10 protein-coding genes are annotated in these 15,362 nt (G+C 38.2%); 7 read left to right on the top strand and 3 right to left on the bottom strand.

The window, feature by feature from the left end:
* The first annotated feature begins 2 nt into the window (after positions 1-2).
* A complete protein-coding gene (gene hisB, locus ACYVHJ_RS23415) occupies positions 3-1,103 on the top strand; it encodes a bifunctional histidinol-phosphatase/imidazoleglycerol-phosphate dehydratase HisB (protein ID WP_460520030.1) in 1,101 nt (366 codons plus the stop codon).
* Between the two features lie 90 nt (positions 1,104-1,193).
* On the opposite strand, the gene ACYVHJ_RS23410 is transcribed toward hisB, so the two are convergent.
* From ACYVHJ_RS23410 to ACYVHJ_RS23400, 3 genes are all read right to left on the bottom strand, one after another.
* Positions 1,194-4,631: a HEAT repeat domain-containing protein gene (locus ACYVHJ_RS23410; RefSeq protein WP_460520027.1), complete on the bottom strand. Its 3,438-nt coding sequence runs from the start codon at positions 4,629-4,631 to the stop codon at positions 1,194-1,196.
* 49 nt (positions 4,632-4,680) lie between these two features.
* Positions 4,681-8,103, bottom strand: a complete 3,423-nt coding sequence (locus ACYVHJ_RS23405; protein WP_460520024.1) for a HEAT repeat domain-containing protein — start codon at positions 8,101-8,103, stop codon at positions 4,681-4,683.
* A 207-nt stretch (positions 8,104-8,310) separates the two neighbouring features.
* On the bottom strand, positions 8,311-9,693 hold the full coding sequence (locus ACYVHJ_RS23400) for an AGE family epimerase/isomerase (protein WP_460520021.1): 1,383 nt from the start codon (positions 9,691-9,693) through the stop codon (positions 8,311-8,313).
* A gap of 218 nt (positions 9,694-9,911) precedes the next feature.
* Here ACYVHJ_RS23400 and ACYVHJ_RS23395 point away from each other — a divergent pair, with 218 nt between their 5' ends.
* The 6 genes from ACYVHJ_RS23395 (at position 9,912) to ACYVHJ_RS23370 (ending at position 15,196) form a co-directional block, all read left to right on the top strand.
* The gene (locus ACYVHJ_RS23395) at positions 9,912-10,268 is read left to right on the top strand and encodes a BlaI/MecI/CopY family transcriptional regulator (RefSeq protein ID WP_460520018.1); all 357 of its coding nucleotides are present in this window, start codon (positions 9,912-9,914) and stop codon (positions 10,266-10,268) included.
* A gap of 39 nt (positions 10,269-10,307) precedes the next feature.
* On the top strand, positions 10,308-11,624 hold the full coding sequence (locus tag ACYVHJ_RS23390) for a M56 family metallopeptidase (protein WP_460520015.1): 1,317 nt from the start codon (positions 10,308-10,310) through the stop codon (positions 11,622-11,624).
* Positions 11,625-11,810: 186 nt separating this feature from the next.
* A complete protein-coding gene (gene tyrS / locus ACYVHJ_RS23385) occupies positions 11,811-13,100 on the top strand; it encodes a tyrosine--tRNA ligase (RefSeq protein ID WP_460520012.1) in 1,290 nt (429 codons plus the stop codon).
* Positions 13,101-13,143: 43 nt separating this feature from the next.
* Positions 13,144-13,842, top strand: coding sequence for a TetR/AcrR family transcriptional regulator (locus tag ACYVHJ_RS23380; RefSeq protein WP_339901379.1), 699 nt, complete (start codon positions 13,144-13,146; stop codon positions 13,840-13,842).
* A 103-nt stretch (positions 13,843-13,945) separates the two neighbouring features.
* Positions 13,946-14,161, top strand: coding sequence for a hypothetical protein (locus tag ACYVHJ_RS23375; RefSeq protein ID WP_460520008.1), 216 nt, complete (start codon positions 13,946-13,948; stop codon positions 14,159-14,161).
* A 267-nt stretch (positions 14,162-14,428) separates the two neighbouring features.
* Positions 14,429-15,196, top strand: coding sequence for an SDR family NAD(P)-dependent oxidoreductase (locus tag ACYVHJ_RS23370; RefSeq protein ID WP_339901383.1), 768 nt, complete (start codon positions 14,429-14,431; stop codon positions 15,194-15,196).
* Positions 15,197-15,362 lie beyond the last annotated feature (166 nt).

Raw genomic sequence — 15,362 nt, 5'->3', positions numbered from 1 at the left:
GCATGAAAAAAAAGCTATTATTTATAGATAGAGATGGTACCATTATTAAAGAACCGCCTACTGATTATCAGGTAGATAGCCTGGAAAAACTTGAATTCATCCCCAGAGCAATCAGCAACTTGGTAAAGATTGCAGAAGATGGAGAGTTTGAATTGGTTTTGGTGACCAACCAAGACGGTTTGGGAACAGATTCCTTTCCTGAGGAGACTTTTTGGCCGGCTCAATTTAAAATGCTTAAAACATTGGAACAAGAGGGTGTTATTTTCAAGGACATCCATATTGACAAGACTTTTGAGCATGAAAATGCCCCTACGAGAAAACCGGGAACAGCTTTGCTTACTGCTTACCTCAATGGAGACTTTGATTTAGAAAACTCCTATGTAATTGGAGATCGAGAGACCGATGTAACCCTAGCGAAAAACCTTGGCGCAAAATCTGTTTTTTTAGGAAAAGAAGAGGTAAAAGAGGCAGATATTTCTGTAGACAATTGGGATAAAATATATGAATTTTTGCAACTTCCTCCCCGAAAAGCAGAAGTGGTAAGAAAGACAGCGGAAACCAATATAGACATTAAATTAAACCTTGACGGAACAGGAAATAGCAGTATCAGTACCGGTCTTCCATTTTTTGACCATATGCTGGATCAACTTGCAAAGCATGGCGGTTGTGATCTCGAAATAAAGGTAGAGGGAGACTTACATATAGATGAGCACCACACCATCGAAGATACAGGCTTAGCGCTTGGGGAAGCATATTTGAAAGCAATGGGAGACAAAAAAGGTATCTATAGGTACGGCTTTTTACTTCCTATGGACGATTGTTTGGCCCAAGTTGCAGTAGATTTTGGAGGACGTCCTTGGATCGTTTGGGAAGCAGAATTTAAGCGTGAAAAAATTGGTGACATGCCTACCGAAATGTTCTACCATTTCTTTAAGTCTTTCAGTGACACCTCCAAGTGTAATTTGAATATAAAAGCTGAAGGTGACAATGAACACCATAAAATAGAAGCCATTTTTAAAGGGCTTGCAAGAGCAATCAAAATGGCGGTTAAGAAGGATCTTGATGCTTTGGATCAACTTCCAAGTACCAAAGGGACTTTATAAATCCCCCTTTATTCCTCAGTTATAATAAAAGCAGCAGGCCTCACGAAAAATGAGGCCTGCTGCTTTTTATTTTCATAAATAATTTCCCAATCAATTAAAGTCCTCTTCCAGGGTTACCAAGAAACTGACCAAATCCCTGATCTCTCTTCTGCTCAAAAACTGTTTCATATCAGGCATACTCGAAGGTACATCTTTTCTTTCCAGAATCTGATTCTTCATGATTAGGGTGTCGGGTTGATTACCCATTTTCAAAGTAATGTTTTCTTCAGTTTCATCCATTTTCACTCCTGCAACCTTCTTGTCATTGTCTAAGGTAAGGGTAACCACTCCAAAACCGGGAGCAAGCCTCTTACTTGGATCAATCAGTGCTTCAAGTAATTGTTCTCTCGTAAGTCTGGCTCCTACACCGTTTAATTTAGGTCCGGCATTTCCTCCAAAATCATCATATGCATGACATTTTATACACTGGGCTGTGGCATGTTGAAAGAAGATTTTTCGTCCTTTCACCAAGTCCCCGCCATATAAACTTCCGCTGTAAGAGGCCAGTAAATCGTCCTGTGTCATGTTCTCATGCACTTGATTGTACCTCTCTTTTAACTGCGCATCTTTTCTGGTTTCCATGGCTTCAAAAAACTCCAATTCAATGGCTTGAGGCAATTCATTCTCCTCAAATTGCGCCAATAATTTTTCAAAAACGTTCTTAGCACTTTCTTGATCAAGTCGTGCTAAAGTATTAACTGCAGCTTGTTGCTCTTCCACCGTCCTCTTCTGAATTACTTCATCCAAAAGAGCGGCTTTTCTTTCAGCTGGAATGGTCAATTCTTCCAATAAATCCAAACCTGCAACCCTGACACTTCTCTGGCTATCTGAAAGAGCTGTTTCCACTGCTTTGTCCATGGGAGAACCCGGAATTTTAGCCAAAGCCTTTAAACTTTCTGCCCTTACTGCCGGATCTTTATCATTTGATAAAACGGTCAATAGTTGTTGCGCGGCTGCTTCTATTTTCAGTTCCCCTAAAGCAATGACTGCTCCTTCTCTAATTTCTCGGCTTTTATTTTTGCTCAAGCCCATCAATATTTCAGCTGCTGAGGCCTGGAAAGCCTGAATGTCTCTTTCCACTTCTCCTCTATACCAGCCATCAACTCTATCTAGAACAGATGGTGAGGTCCAAGTACTTAAGGCAGCGATGGCTTCCACACGCATGGCTTCGGGAGCCTGAGCCGCATTGGCATAGGTCAATAAGTTATTGAATCCTTCTTCTGTACCCCATCTCAAATTGGCATTAATAGCTCGTCTTAACAATGGTTCAGAGGTATAGTTTGTGGTATTTAATATTTTGCCTAATTCCGGTATGGCTGCTTCAATAGAGAAATCATCATTAATTGCTCTGGCTGCTTCCGCTACTATGTATTCATTTTCGTCTTTTAAAAATGCTGTAATTCCCGAATCGCTCAATCTTCTAAGCGCAAGGACAGCTCCGAGTCGAACTGCTTCAGAAGGGTGCTTGGACAAATCCGCTATGGCAGAAGCCTCAGCCAATCTGGAAATCGCCAGACTTGCAGCATGCCTGATATACAAATCTTCGTTGTCATTTTCTTGTAGCAAATTCACCAATGGTTCAAAAGAAGCTTTATGATTCATTTTCCCTAAAGCCTCAGCAGCAAAAAATTGGACCCTTGGGGCTTTGGAACCAAGTAAGGGTAGAATTTTTTCAGCAGCTGCCGAATATTTCAAATCACCAAGCCACTTGCTTGCCTGTGCTACTATTTCAGCATCACTGTCTTTTAAATAAGGAATCAGTGCCTCTGCATGGTCGGCCTTTTTTCGTGCCAACTGGGAAATCCCCCAAATAGAATGCACCCTTGCCAATTGATTGCTCTTTTGCGCCAAAGAAGTTTTAAATACTTCCATTCCTTCCCCTCCCCTTTTGGCCAATTCAAACTGTGCTTTTTGTCTTACCCGCTGGTCTTCAAAACTCAATAGTGTACTCAGTTCCTCTATTGACAATTCAGAATAATTCTTTGCCAAATGGGTTTCAGTTTGTTTTCTAATGGCTGAATTGGCAGTTGCATCGGTAAATTTCCAAATTCGCCCATAGCCTTTATTCACCCAACCATCAATCCAATCTGAAAAATACAAGGCCCCGTCAGGAGCAAAGTCCATACCTGTGGCCAATATACCTGTTAATATTTGTTGGGTCTCTCCCATCTCAAATCCTGCACCTTTTGGTTTCAGCTCAAAAGCATGGATTCCAGATCTGGCAGCATTCCCCCCAAACTCAGCGACAAAAAACTTATTTTTCCATTGTTCTCCTAAGCCGGTACCCGGATTGTATTGAAAACCGGTAGGTCCATTGATATAATTGGCAATGGTTGGAATAAAGTAAGCTGCCTGAGCTTCGTTTCTTGGCAGATGCATTTTTTCATCCATCCATACTTTATACCCATTATTTTTGGGATCACGGTATTTGCCAAACTGCCAATTGATTCGCCAGCCTGTATCTGAGCCCTCTACTAAATAAACAATCCTTTCACTTTCCCCCTTATGGTCTCCATCATTGTCTACACTAATAAGATTTCCATATTCATCAAAATCAAACTCATGGGTATTTCTCACCCCATAAGCGAAAATTTCAAAATCTGATCCGTCAGGATTTGCCCGTGCGATCACCCCGCAATTGGGGAAATCCAAAAGGTTTCCTTTATCGTCATTACCACTAAAACCAATGTCACCAATTCCCCAATAAATTTTACCTTCAGGCCCCACTTTCAGACCTGACATATTGTGTCCACCAAAACCAATGTGAACACCAAAACCATGTGCCAATGATTCTTTTTTATCCATCAGACCATCACCGTTGGTATCAGTCATTCTCCAAAGATCAGGTGCAACACCAACAAATAATGCATCATCATATTTTAATACTGCCCCGGCAACATCAGAAGTCTCTTCATTAAAATCACTGGCAATTAAAAGAGACTGATCCGCTTTACCATCCTTATCCGTATCTTTGACCTCAAACACATTTTCTTTTTCTATGGTAAGGTCTCTCCAGTCATGGGACCCATCCTTATTGAGATCAGGAAGCCATTCGTTTTTTTCGCTATTCTCCGGTGAAAGCTCTTTATGGATAAATGCTTTTCGATCCGCTACATTCTTGAAACTAATGGAGGCTATTTCCCAGTCCTGATGGCTTCGGATGTCAAACTCCGAAATTTTCCTTCTGTTTGTCTTTGAATAAATGGCGTTACCGGAATCATCGATTTGCAAAGAAATTGGGTCTGCCACCAAAGAATCTACTGCCCATAATTCCAAATTTAGGTCTTGGTGAAACTCAGGATTTACCAAAGCTTCAATAGCTGAGGCTTGCTGTTTTACTCCTTCCTTTGTCATGGATTTAATCTGAAGGGGAACTGCCTGCTCATCTGATTTACACGCGGTAAGGCATAAACCTAGAATAAAATATAAAGGAAAAAAATTAAAAATTTTATATGGCTTTTTGAATTTAATATTTTTCAACATGGACATACTATATAAATTATGACAGGTGTTGTTTTACTTGTGTGAATGAAATAGGTTAGTGTTCTTCTTTATCCAAAGTAACCAAGAAGCTAATTAAATCACGAATTTCACGTTTGGTCAAAAGGGCCTTCATATCCGGCATGGACGACAAGGCATTGGTACGCTCACTAATGCTTTCTTTAGATATAATCTTTTCAGGTTCATTGCCTATTTTTAAAGCAATGTCTTTTTCGCTTTCTTTCACTACTATTCCTGAAACGCTTGTACCATCATTTAGTTTTAAGCTTACCGCTCCATAGCCATCGGCTATTTTGTTACTTGGGGCCACAAGCGCTTCCAATAATTCTTTTCTATTCAACCTCTTAGCGACACCATTTAATCGAGGCCCGGCATTTCCGCCAAAATCGTCATAAGAATGGCAACGCATGCATTGAGCACTCTGGTTTTGAAAGAAAACCCTTCTGCCCTTAACCTTATCTCCTCCAAATAAAGTACTACTATAACTTGCCACTACATCGCCTTTATACAATTCGGATGTAATGGAATCATAATGTGTCAACAAGGCATCATTCCCTAATGTTTCAAGAGCTTCACTTAATTCCAATTCAACGGCAGAAGGGAGATTTTTATTTTTCATGGCCTCAAGTAATCGGTCAAAAACAGGAACCGCATAAGTAGCATCAACTTTCCCTAAAGCTGTTATCGCTGCTTGCCGTTCTTCCAAAGTCTGATTCAATGTAACCATTTCCAATAAGTTCGCTACGGTTTCACCGGGTAGGTCCATCTCCCCCAAAATAGCCAATCCGGCTACTCTAACCCCCTTGTCTTGGTCTGTGGTTGCTAATTCCAAAGCATTTCCCATTTTATCTGATCCAAGATTGGCCAAAGCTTTGATGGTTGCTTCTCGCACCATGGGTACTTTATCCGTTTTTAATAGGCTTAACAATTTATCAGAAGCATCTGTAACTTTTAGACTACCGATAGCAGACGCTGTAGATTGTCGTATTTTTGGACTAGAATGGGCTGTTAATTTTAGTAATGGACCGGCGGCCTTTGCCCGAATTCCTTGGACATCTCGTTTTATTTCTCCTCTATACCTTCCCGTAACACGGTCAAGTAAAGATGGGTTGTCCCAGGTAGACAATGCTTCAATGGCTTCTATTCTCATTGCTTCAGGTGCTGACTCCAAAGCAATAAAATCCAATACTAAACCTAAAGCTTCTTCATTGCCAACTCTTAAATTGGCATTGATTGCTCTTCTGAGTAAAGGTTCTGAATTTAATCCTTTTCTAGTTAACACTTTACCCAAAGCAGGCAAAGCTTCTTCAATAGAAAAATCATCATTGATTGCTCGGGCTGCTTCTGCCACAATATACTCCTCCTTATCTGCTAAAAACAAAGCCACCTCAGGAGCTTGTATCCGTCTCAAAGCCACAACTGCAGCCACCCTCACAGCCCTTGATGGGTGATTGTGCAAGGCTCCAATGGCAGAAACATCTCCAATCCTTGCCAAGGCAAGACTTCCGGCATGGCGGATATAGACATCTTCGTCATTATTATCCGCTAATAGAGCTATGATTGGTTGTACTGAAGATTGAGCTTTAATTCTGCCCAATGCTTCTGCTGCAAAAAATTGTACCCGTTTAATATTGTCTTTGAGCAAGGGAATTAATGCTTCTTCGGCGAGAGAATACTTTATATCACCTAGCCATCTTGCTGCCTGTGCTCTGATTTCAGAATCAGGGTCCTCTAATAATGGCAATAATAAATTTCCGGCATCTTCTTCACCCGATCGGTCAAGCTGAGCAATACCCCAGATGGAATGAATTCTAGCTAGTTGCTCATTGTCTGCAGCTAGTTTTTGCTTGAAAACCTCTAACCCCTTACCGGCTCTATTGGCCAATTCAAATTGAGCTTTTTGCCGTACCCGCCTGTCAGGGTAGGCCAGCAAATTCCCAAGCTCCTCATTTTCTTTATTTTTAAAATCAGCTCTGATTAAGGTTTCTGTGTCTTTCCGAAGTTGGCTATTTTCTCCTGCTGCATCTTCAAGTTTCCAAACCCTGCCATTGTCTTTTGTTCCCCAACCATCAATCCAATCAGAAAAATAAAGGGCTCCATTCGGACCGAAATCCATTCCTGTAGGCAGTAAGCCTCCCAGTATTTTTTTGGTTTCTTTCATTTCAAACCCTGCTCCTTTAGGACTTAATTTAAAAGCATATATACCCGATCTCGCAGGATTTCCTGAAAACCCTGCAACAAAAAAGGTATCCTTCCACCTTTCACCTAAAGCTGTACCGGGATTGTATAACATTCCGGTAGGCCCATTGATATAGTTTTTAATAGGTGGAAGAAAATAGGCTGCCTGCCCCTCTTGTCTCGGTTTGGCCATATTTTCATCCATCCATACCTTATATGTATTGTTTTTTGGATCCCTGTACTTACCAAATTGCCAATTGATCCGCCAGCCGGTATCAGATCCTTCAACCAAATAAACAAGCCGCTCACTTTCACCCCTATGGTCCCCATCATTGTCTACACTAATCAGGTTACCATAGTCATCAAATACAAACTCATGGGTGTTCCTTACACCCATTGCGAAAATTTCAAAATCGCTTCCATCAGGATTAGAACGAGCGATCACTCCCCTATTCGGGTACTTATGCTCAACCCCATCTTGGTCCACTCCATTAAAACCAATATCTCCTATGCCCCAATAGACCCTACCGTCAGGCCCCATTTCTAAGCCTGACATCCCATGTCCTCCAAAACCGATGTGTAGCCCATAACCATGAGAAATAGAAACTTTGTTGGAAGCCAATCCTGTCTCAGGATCTTCACTTACCCGCCACATGTCAGGAGCAGCACCTACAAATAAGTCATCACCTTGTTTCATTACAGCACCTGCAACATCTGTCACCTCCTCATATAACTCATCAAATACCAGCTGGTATTCGTCTGCCAAACCATCTCCGTCTGTATCTTCAACTCGGTATATATGGTCTCTTTCCACAGCCATATCTTTCCAGTCATGGTAGCCATCCTCATTGACATCTTTTAGCCATTCATTTTTATCACTGTTCTCTTGAGACAGTTCCTTGCGCAGAAACGCACGCTTTTCCTCTATGGTTTGTAAACCTATGGATCTTATTTCCCAATCCTGATGCCTTCTAATATCATGTTCAGAATTTTTCTGCCTGTTGGTACGGGTGTAATACAATCTTCCTTGATCATCAAAATCTATTGATATGGGATCAAAAATCATGGAGTCTGAGGCCCAAACCTTTACAAAAAGACCTGAATCAATTTCAGGCTTCAGTTGCTCTTCCAAATCAGCAGCCCATTTCTGGGTATCAGCAGGATTAAATTTAGTTTTTCTTAAATCTTGCTCTTTATTTGTTCCGCAGCCAAAAAGAATAAATAAGCATCCTATGGAAAAAAAACACAAAAAAAGAAGGGATTTTACTGTCAATTGCTTCATGGGTTACAATAAATTATTTTCGGAATTCTGCTTTTATAAAAACAGAACAGAAAGGACAACTTTGTTCTATTATCATTAGAAAAAGTCTCCGATGTTTAGGTATATACCCAATAGTTTTTTATAAAATACCTATATATACCAGTCCGGAAATATAAGGAAAAGATTAGTAGTGAAAAATTTAATTTTTACAAAGGTTAGCATCACCTTTTAATGTCCATTCTCACCCTTATTAATGGTCAAAGCAAGGTGTGAAGGGTCTCTCAGTTTTTGTTCGCAATTATTCATTGCCCTAAAGTTGTGATAAGCGGTTTTCCAAATTTGCCCTTTCCTTGCATTTTTTAATTCAGGTTGCTTGTCCAGGCCACCCGGATACCATTCTCCGTTCTCATGGTCAATCAGATACCGCTGTATATATTCCCATTGGACTTGGAATTTTTTAAAGTAGTTCAAAGGATCATTCGGATATAGGTCAGTCATAATCAAAAGACTGTTAAGCCCCTCAGCTTGTGCCCACCAATTCTTTGTATCTTTAATTAATTCAGGCTTAGATTCTCCGGCAAAATAATATCCCCCATCGTAAAAACCGCCAACCTTATTATCCCAGCCATACCTGAGAGAATGATCTACCATTTTCTTTCCTATCTTCCAGGTTTTGTAGTCCTCTTGTAATCCCAAGACATGGGACGCCTCCATCATCAAATAAGCCGTCTCTATATCATGACCATAGGAAACATGATCTATGGAATGGTGTTTGTCTATTGCAACCCTGCCTTTGTCTCTAAAGCTCACCGGCTTCCAATCAGGATATAAAAACAATTGTAAATACCCCTCCTTTTGAACAATTTTATCCCTTATGATTGTCAATAATTCTTTAGTTCTTTGTTTCAACAATGGATCTTTCCAAACTCCATATAATTCTGTAAAAGCTTCCAATAAATGAATGCTGCTGTTTTGATCTTTATAGCCAATGGTAGCGGTAGAAGCTGTATTACTTTCTCGCTTCAAGACTGTGCCATCTAAAGCCAAGGATTGGAAATAACCTCCGTATTGTGGATCATAACTGTGCTCCTCCAACCAATAAAAAGCCTTCTTAGCCAAATCAAGTACTTCTGGGTTTGATGATACCTTATAATATGCCGCCAATCCATATATTCCAAAGGCATTGCCATAGGCTGTTTTGGCGCCAATGCCACTGGATTTCACCTTTCCTTCACGACTAAGTAAAGTATGAAACCCTCCATTTTCCTTGTCCCAAAATTTATCTTTCAAAAATGTAAACCCAAGTTTTGCTCCTTCATAATAATGTTTGGTATCAGGACTTCTCTCAATCATCTTAGACAAAGTCCACAAATGCCTGGCTTGTGAAACAATCATTTTGTCTTGATTTTCAGTAGGATTAAATGCCGCATCAAAAGAACTGATATACCCCCCGTATGTTGTATCGTAGGCCTTTGGATACCAATGATTGATCAGCTCATGGTTAATGGAATAGGCAATTTCATCCGCAATTTTTTCTCTTACAGAATTTTGAGCAAAAATAGGCTGCAAAAGAGAGGATACTAAAAAAACAACTAAAGGTAGGGACTTCATAAATTTTGGGTTTTAATAATCACCTAAATTTAATTTCATTCTTTCAGATTTCCAACTAAGCAAGTTTGTCGTTTTATAGGAATATACCTCAGCACTTTATCTCCAAGGGTAAACTCAAAACAGCGAACCATATAATTAATTAGTTGTTTAACTGGAAAAACAATTGCTAAACTGGAAAACCCGTTGTATATTTATACTTGTATAAAAATTAAGACTACATGGATAAATTAACTAAAAAGGAAGAAGAACTAATGCAAATACTTTGGCAACTTAAAAAGGCTTTTGTTAAAGACATTGTAGCCAAATATCCTGACCCAAAGCCTCATTATAATACCGTTTCTTCTCTCATCAGGGTTTTGCAGGAAAAAGGAATGGTAGGCTTCAATGCTTATGGAAATACTTATGAGTATTTCCCTTTGTTGATGAAAGAAGCCTATCGCAAAATTTACATGAAGGAGATTATAAGCAATTATTTTGACAATTCCGTCTCCAGTGTTGTTGCAGCTTTTGTAAAAGAGGAGCAATTGGATGATGAAGAAGTTGAAGAATTGATCAAAATAATACAATCAAAATAAATTATGGAAGCTCTTTTTCTATATCTATTGAAGGTATCAATGATAAGTTTGGTATTATACCTCTCTTACTATTTTATACTTAGAGGACACAAGCAATTTGTTTTTAACCGGATCTTCTTGTTGCTTGTTCTTCCGTTGGCACATATCATCCCATTGATACAAATACCTATACAAGATGACCTTTCACGAGTTTTAGTGTATGTCAATGAAACATCTCCAATTTCTCCCGAAGCTAGCACATTCATCCATGCTAGTACCAATCCTGAAACTATGGATTGGTTAGCCATAGTGGTCACCATATATATCATTGGAATAGTTTTTTGTCTGATTAGGTTCGCGCTAAACTATTTCCAAGCTTACAAAATATACAATACGGCTCAAAAAGATATGATGGGAAGCCAAACCGTTTACCTATCAAATAAAAACATTCGAGCTTTTACCTTTATCAATAAAATCATCATTGGAAGCAATATTATCCATCATCCTGATTTAGAAATGGTGGTTGATCATGAAAAGGTACACCTAAATGAAAAGCACTATATTGATTTATTCCTAATAGAATTTCTTTCAGCCTTTCAATGGTTCAACCCAGTGGTTTATGTTCTAAACAGAGCCATAAGGTTAAACCTCGAATACAGAGTAGATGACATGGTGATACAAAAATCCAATATGAGACAATACCAAATGGCATTGGTCTCGATGGTTAGCGATCGGATAGTACTTCCTCAATTTACAGAACTGAATTCCAATAATCTCAAAAACCGTATACTTATGATGAAATCAACTAGTAATTCGAAATTTACAAGGATTAGAAAATTAGCTATTTTGCCTATTTTCCTGATCTTATTGGCAGGCCTATCTGAAAAAACAACAACATTCAAGGCACCTGAGAGTCAAGAAATGGGCCTCAAAGCATCAGAAACCTCAAAAACCAAAAATACCCCATCAAATAACGATATTAATACAATAGATGATTTGAGCAGGTATTTTTCCAAATCGCTAAAGTACCCCAAAGAAGCGAGAAAATTTGGACAGGTTGGATCGGTAACTTTATATTTCAAAATAAATAACAACGGTAAATTGACAGGTGTTTATGAGACACAACCTTCTGGTGAAGTATATTATTACCCCGATGGTAGCTTAAAACGTGACCCATTTAAATACAAAGATATTGTAGTCGTCGGCTACGGGAACAATCCTTTAACAAACCCCATATTAATTAATGAATCAAACCAACACTCAAGACTGTATGAAGAATGCAAAAGAGTAATCAATGATCTTCCTAGACTGAACATTGAAGAATTGAAAGGCAAAACGGTTGAAATTGAATTTCGATTTAAATTAAAATTGAAATAAAAAAAAGAATTAAATTTCTATGGGGAAATTTATGAGGGCTATTTTGAATAAAACAAAAACACTTTTCCTAATTCTTTAAACTTTCTGTTTAAATATGACCTTCAATTAAATTAATAAATCCTTTTCATTCCTTCCTTTTATCAGGATGCCTTATATTTGCGGACGCATAATAAAAAGCAGAGTTGAATGAATGATTTTATAGCTGAATTAAAGTGGCGTGGCATGATCCAAGACATGACCGCAGGATTAGAAGAACATATACAAAAAGGGCAAGCAGCAGCCTATCTTGGTTTTGATCCAACGGCAGATTCACTTCATATAGGCCACTTGGTAGGTGTAATGACCTTACTCCATTTTCAGCGCTCAGGACACCAACCCCTTGCGCTTATTGGTGGGGCTACAGGAATGATTGGAGATCCATCTTTTAAGTCGGCAGAGAGAAACCTTTTAGACAAGGCTACTTTGGATCAAAATATTGCCGGTATCCGAAAGCAGTTGGAGAAATTCTTAGATTTTGATGCAGAAGCTTCTAATAAAGCTGTATTGGTAAACAATTACGATTGGATGTCTGAATTCTCATTTCTAGAATTTATTAGGGATGTGGGTAAATACATTACGGTCAATTATATGATGGGCAAAGACTCCGTAAAAAGAAGGCTTGAGGAAGGAAATGGCCTGTCTTTTACAGAGTTCACCTACCAATTGATCCAAGGGTATGATTTTTATTACCTATGGAAAAATAAAGGATGCAGCATACAATTGGGTGGCTCAGATCAGTGGGGTAACATTGTAACCGGAACTGAGTTAATCAGGAAAAAAGAAGGTGGCGAGGCATTTGCATTGACTGTTCCACTAATTACCAAAGCTGATGGTACCAAATTTGGTAAAACTGAAGGAGGAAGCGTATGGTTGGATCCGGAAAAAACTTCACCTTATGCCTTTTACCAATTTTGGCTGAATGTATCAGATGAAGATGCGTCCAAATACATTAGAATTTTCACTACCCTGGATAGGGAAACGATAGAAAATTTAGAAAAGGAACACCTTGAAGCGCCACATCTTCGTGCCTTGCAAAAAGCCTTGGCAAAAGACATTACGATTCTGGTTCATAGTGAAAAGGATTATGAGATAGCAGTCAAAGCTTCAAATATATTATTTGGAAAGTCCTCCTTAGAAGATTTATCTACATTGGATGAGCGTACTTTCCTCCAAGTGTTTGATGGAGTTGATGTGATAGAAATGGATCAGACTACCTATGAAAATTCAGAAAATGCCCTAGATTTATTGACCTTAGATCAAACAATTTTTAAGTCAAAAGGTGAAGCCAGGAAAATGATTCAGGGAGGTGGGGTATCTATAAATAAGCAAAAGATAGAAAACCCAAATAATAAAGTGGAAACCGCCTTACTCCAAGATCAATACCTTTTGGTACAAAAAGGAAAGAAAAAATATTTTATTATCAAGGTACTTTCATAAGAATTAAAATCAGGTCTGGCAATTAACAGGCACAGTATAGCATATGGGCGTTTACGAAAGACAGCAAAAAGAGAAAAAAATCCTTGAATCCGCCATCGTTTTGTTTGGTGAAAAAGGTCTCCATGCCACAAAAGTCGAAGACGTAGCTAAAAAGGCTAAAATAAGTAAAGGCCTTGTTTATTTTTACTATAAAAGTAAAGAAGACCTTTACATGGCCATTACAAAAAAAGGGATCGAAGAATTAAAAGAGGTCTTTAATAAATCTTTTGGCAAGGGAAAAGACAAAACTGGTATTGAAGTAATGACTGATTTGGTCAATGGGTATTTTCTATTTGTGCAGGAAAAGAAAGTTTTCCATGATGCCATTCTCTATTTTTTATCTGTATTGGAATTGTATCACCAAGATTCAGAAAAAGTAAACCCTTTGCTTTTAGAAAGTCAATATTTCAACAAGCTACTTCAAAACCATAATGATATTGCAAAAATTGGTATTAAAGCGATATCTCTAGGTATAAAAGACGGAAGCATGCGCCCCGATTTACAAGCAGACAGCACCTTTTATACCATTTGGAGCATGTTAATTGGATACTGCAGGTTATCCGGATCAGTTAACCTTGAGCCAAATGACATCAAAATCAATGCAGAAAGTTGGAAAAATGGTTTCAACAAAATACTTTTTGAGATTTTAAAAGGTACTAATAACCCTGTGAAATCTCAACCTGTTCAAGGTAATCTTTTCTAAAAAGAAAATAAATTTTTTAAGGTTATAGTATCCAATATCTGACGCATGTATACTTTAGGCACTGTTATTGTACTATTATGTGCTATAAACTAAAGAAAATACTATGGATTTATTAATTGGAGCTTTAACAATCGTAGCAATCGTAATTGCAATCTTTTTACTCTACAATAAAATATTCAAAACCAAAAAACTCAATGGAGACTCAGAACAAGAAATTTCAGCCAAAGAGGTATTAGGTAAAGAGGTTAAGAATATGGAAAAAGATCAAAAAGACCAATCTGAGAAAAAGGGTTTTAAAACACGAGAAAACCACTCCTAAATTAGTCCAAAGACAATTCTTCGGAATATATTAGACCAGCTTTACCTATAATTATTATTTTCCAAAAAATCATTATAGGCTTCCCTTACCTACTTTCTTAGGAAGGTACTTAAACTAAAACGTCCTAATTTAGAACTTTTGGTTTTTTAAAAAACCACCCCAATTCTTAATTGCATGAAACTAAGGAAATAAAATTCTGTTGGATAATTCGGGTTTAAATTTTAAATTTGAATAGACAGAATTTTGACTTCTTAAAACAAAATTTATATGGATTTAAGCTCACTATTTTCACTGCATGGAAAAGTCGCTATTATTACGGGCGCAAGTAGTGGTATTGGTTTTTCAATCGCTCATTTTTTTGCTGCGGCAGGAGCTAAGGTGGTGATCAATAGTAGAAATCAGGAAAGGCTTGATGAAGCTATAGGCAAGCTCAAAGAAAAGGGGTACATCGCCATGGGGGTTGCCAATAATATTGGTTACCCTGATGATCGTAAAAATCTGATTGAGCAAACTGTCAATAAATATGGTCAGATCGATATATTGGTCAATAATGCAGCTACTAACCCTGTTTATGGAGCCATTGAAGATACCGATATAGGTGTTTTTGACAAAATTTTAGATGTCAACCTTAAAGCACCTTATGAATTATCAAAGTTGAGCTTACCCTTTTTAAGACAATCCTCTGCGGCTTCTATCATCAACATAAGCTCGATTAGTGCCTTGTCTCCTGAAAAAGGCCTGGGTCTTTACAGTGTAAGTAAGACTGCGCTTGTCTCTTTGACCAAGGCTTTTGCTAAAGAGTGGGGAGCTTATAATATCCGTGTAAATGCCATATGCCCAGGCTTGATTAAAACCAAGTTTTCAGAAGTTCTCTGGTCAAATCAAAAACTTAGAGAGAAATTTTTAAAAGAACTTCCTTTGAGAAGAATTGGTGAAGAAGACGAAATAGGTGCTATGGCTTTATTTTTGGCCTCTCAAGCCTCAAGCTATACCACTGGAAGCGTCTTTACTGTGGATGGAGGATTCCAAGCTTGAAGTCAAGTAAAGCTACTGCAATAAAGTACTAGGACCAATCCAAAATCTCAAGAAACTCAACAATTTGCAAAGGTTTCAAAATTATAAAAGCCATAAAAATTCAATATTTTTATGGCTTTTTTTATTATAGGTCAGTATTAATACCTTCCTAAGGGTACAATTAAGA

The sequence above is a fragment of the Cyclobacterium sediminis genome, from assembly GCF_054781075.1.
This window is presented reverse-complemented; position numbering and strand designations above follow the sequence as displayed.

What these genes read in the sequence shown, in the direction of transcription:
- ACYVHJ_RS23400 (WP_460520021.1), bottom strand. Translation starts at nt 9,693, where the DNA reads ATGAAGTCCCTACCTTTAGTTGTTTTTTTAGTATCCTCTCTTTTGCAG.
- ACYVHJ_RS23375 (WP_460520008.1), top strand. Translation starts at nt 13,946, where the DNA reads ATGGATTTATTAATTGGAGCTTTAACAATCGTAGCAATCGTAATTGCA.
- hisB (WP_460520030.1), top strand. Translation starts at nt 3, where the DNA reads ATGAAAAAAAAGCTATTATTTATAGATAGAGATGGTACCATTATTAAA.
- ACYVHJ_RS23405 (WP_460520024.1), bottom strand. Translation starts at nt 8,103, where the DNA reads ATGAAGCAATTGACAGTAAAATCCCTTCTTTTTTTGTGTTTTTTTTCC.
- tyrS (WP_460520012.1), top strand. Translation starts at nt 11,811, where the DNA reads ATGAATGATTTTATAGCTGAATTAAAGTGGCGTGGCATGATCCAAGAC.
- ACYVHJ_RS23380 (WP_339901379.1), top strand. Translation starts at nt 13,144, where the DNA reads ATGGGCGTTTACGAAAGACAGCAAAAAGAGAAAAAAATCCTTGAATCC.
- ACYVHJ_RS23410 (WP_460520027.1), bottom strand. Translation starts at nt 4,631, where the DNA reads ATGTCCATGTTGAAAAATATTAAATTCAAAAAGCCATATAAAATTTTT.
- ACYVHJ_RS23390 (WP_460520015.1), top strand. Translation starts at nt 10,308, where the DNA reads ATGATAAGTTTGGTATTATACCTCTCTTACTATTTTATACTTAGAGGA.
- ACYVHJ_RS23370 (WP_339901383.1), top strand. Translation starts at nt 14,429, where the DNA reads ATGGATTTAAGCTCACTATTTTCACTGCATGGAAAAGTCGCTATTATT.
- ACYVHJ_RS23395 (WP_460520018.1), top strand. Translation starts at nt 9,912, where the DNA reads ATGGATAAATTAACTAAAAAGGAAGAAGAACTAATGCAAATACTTTGG.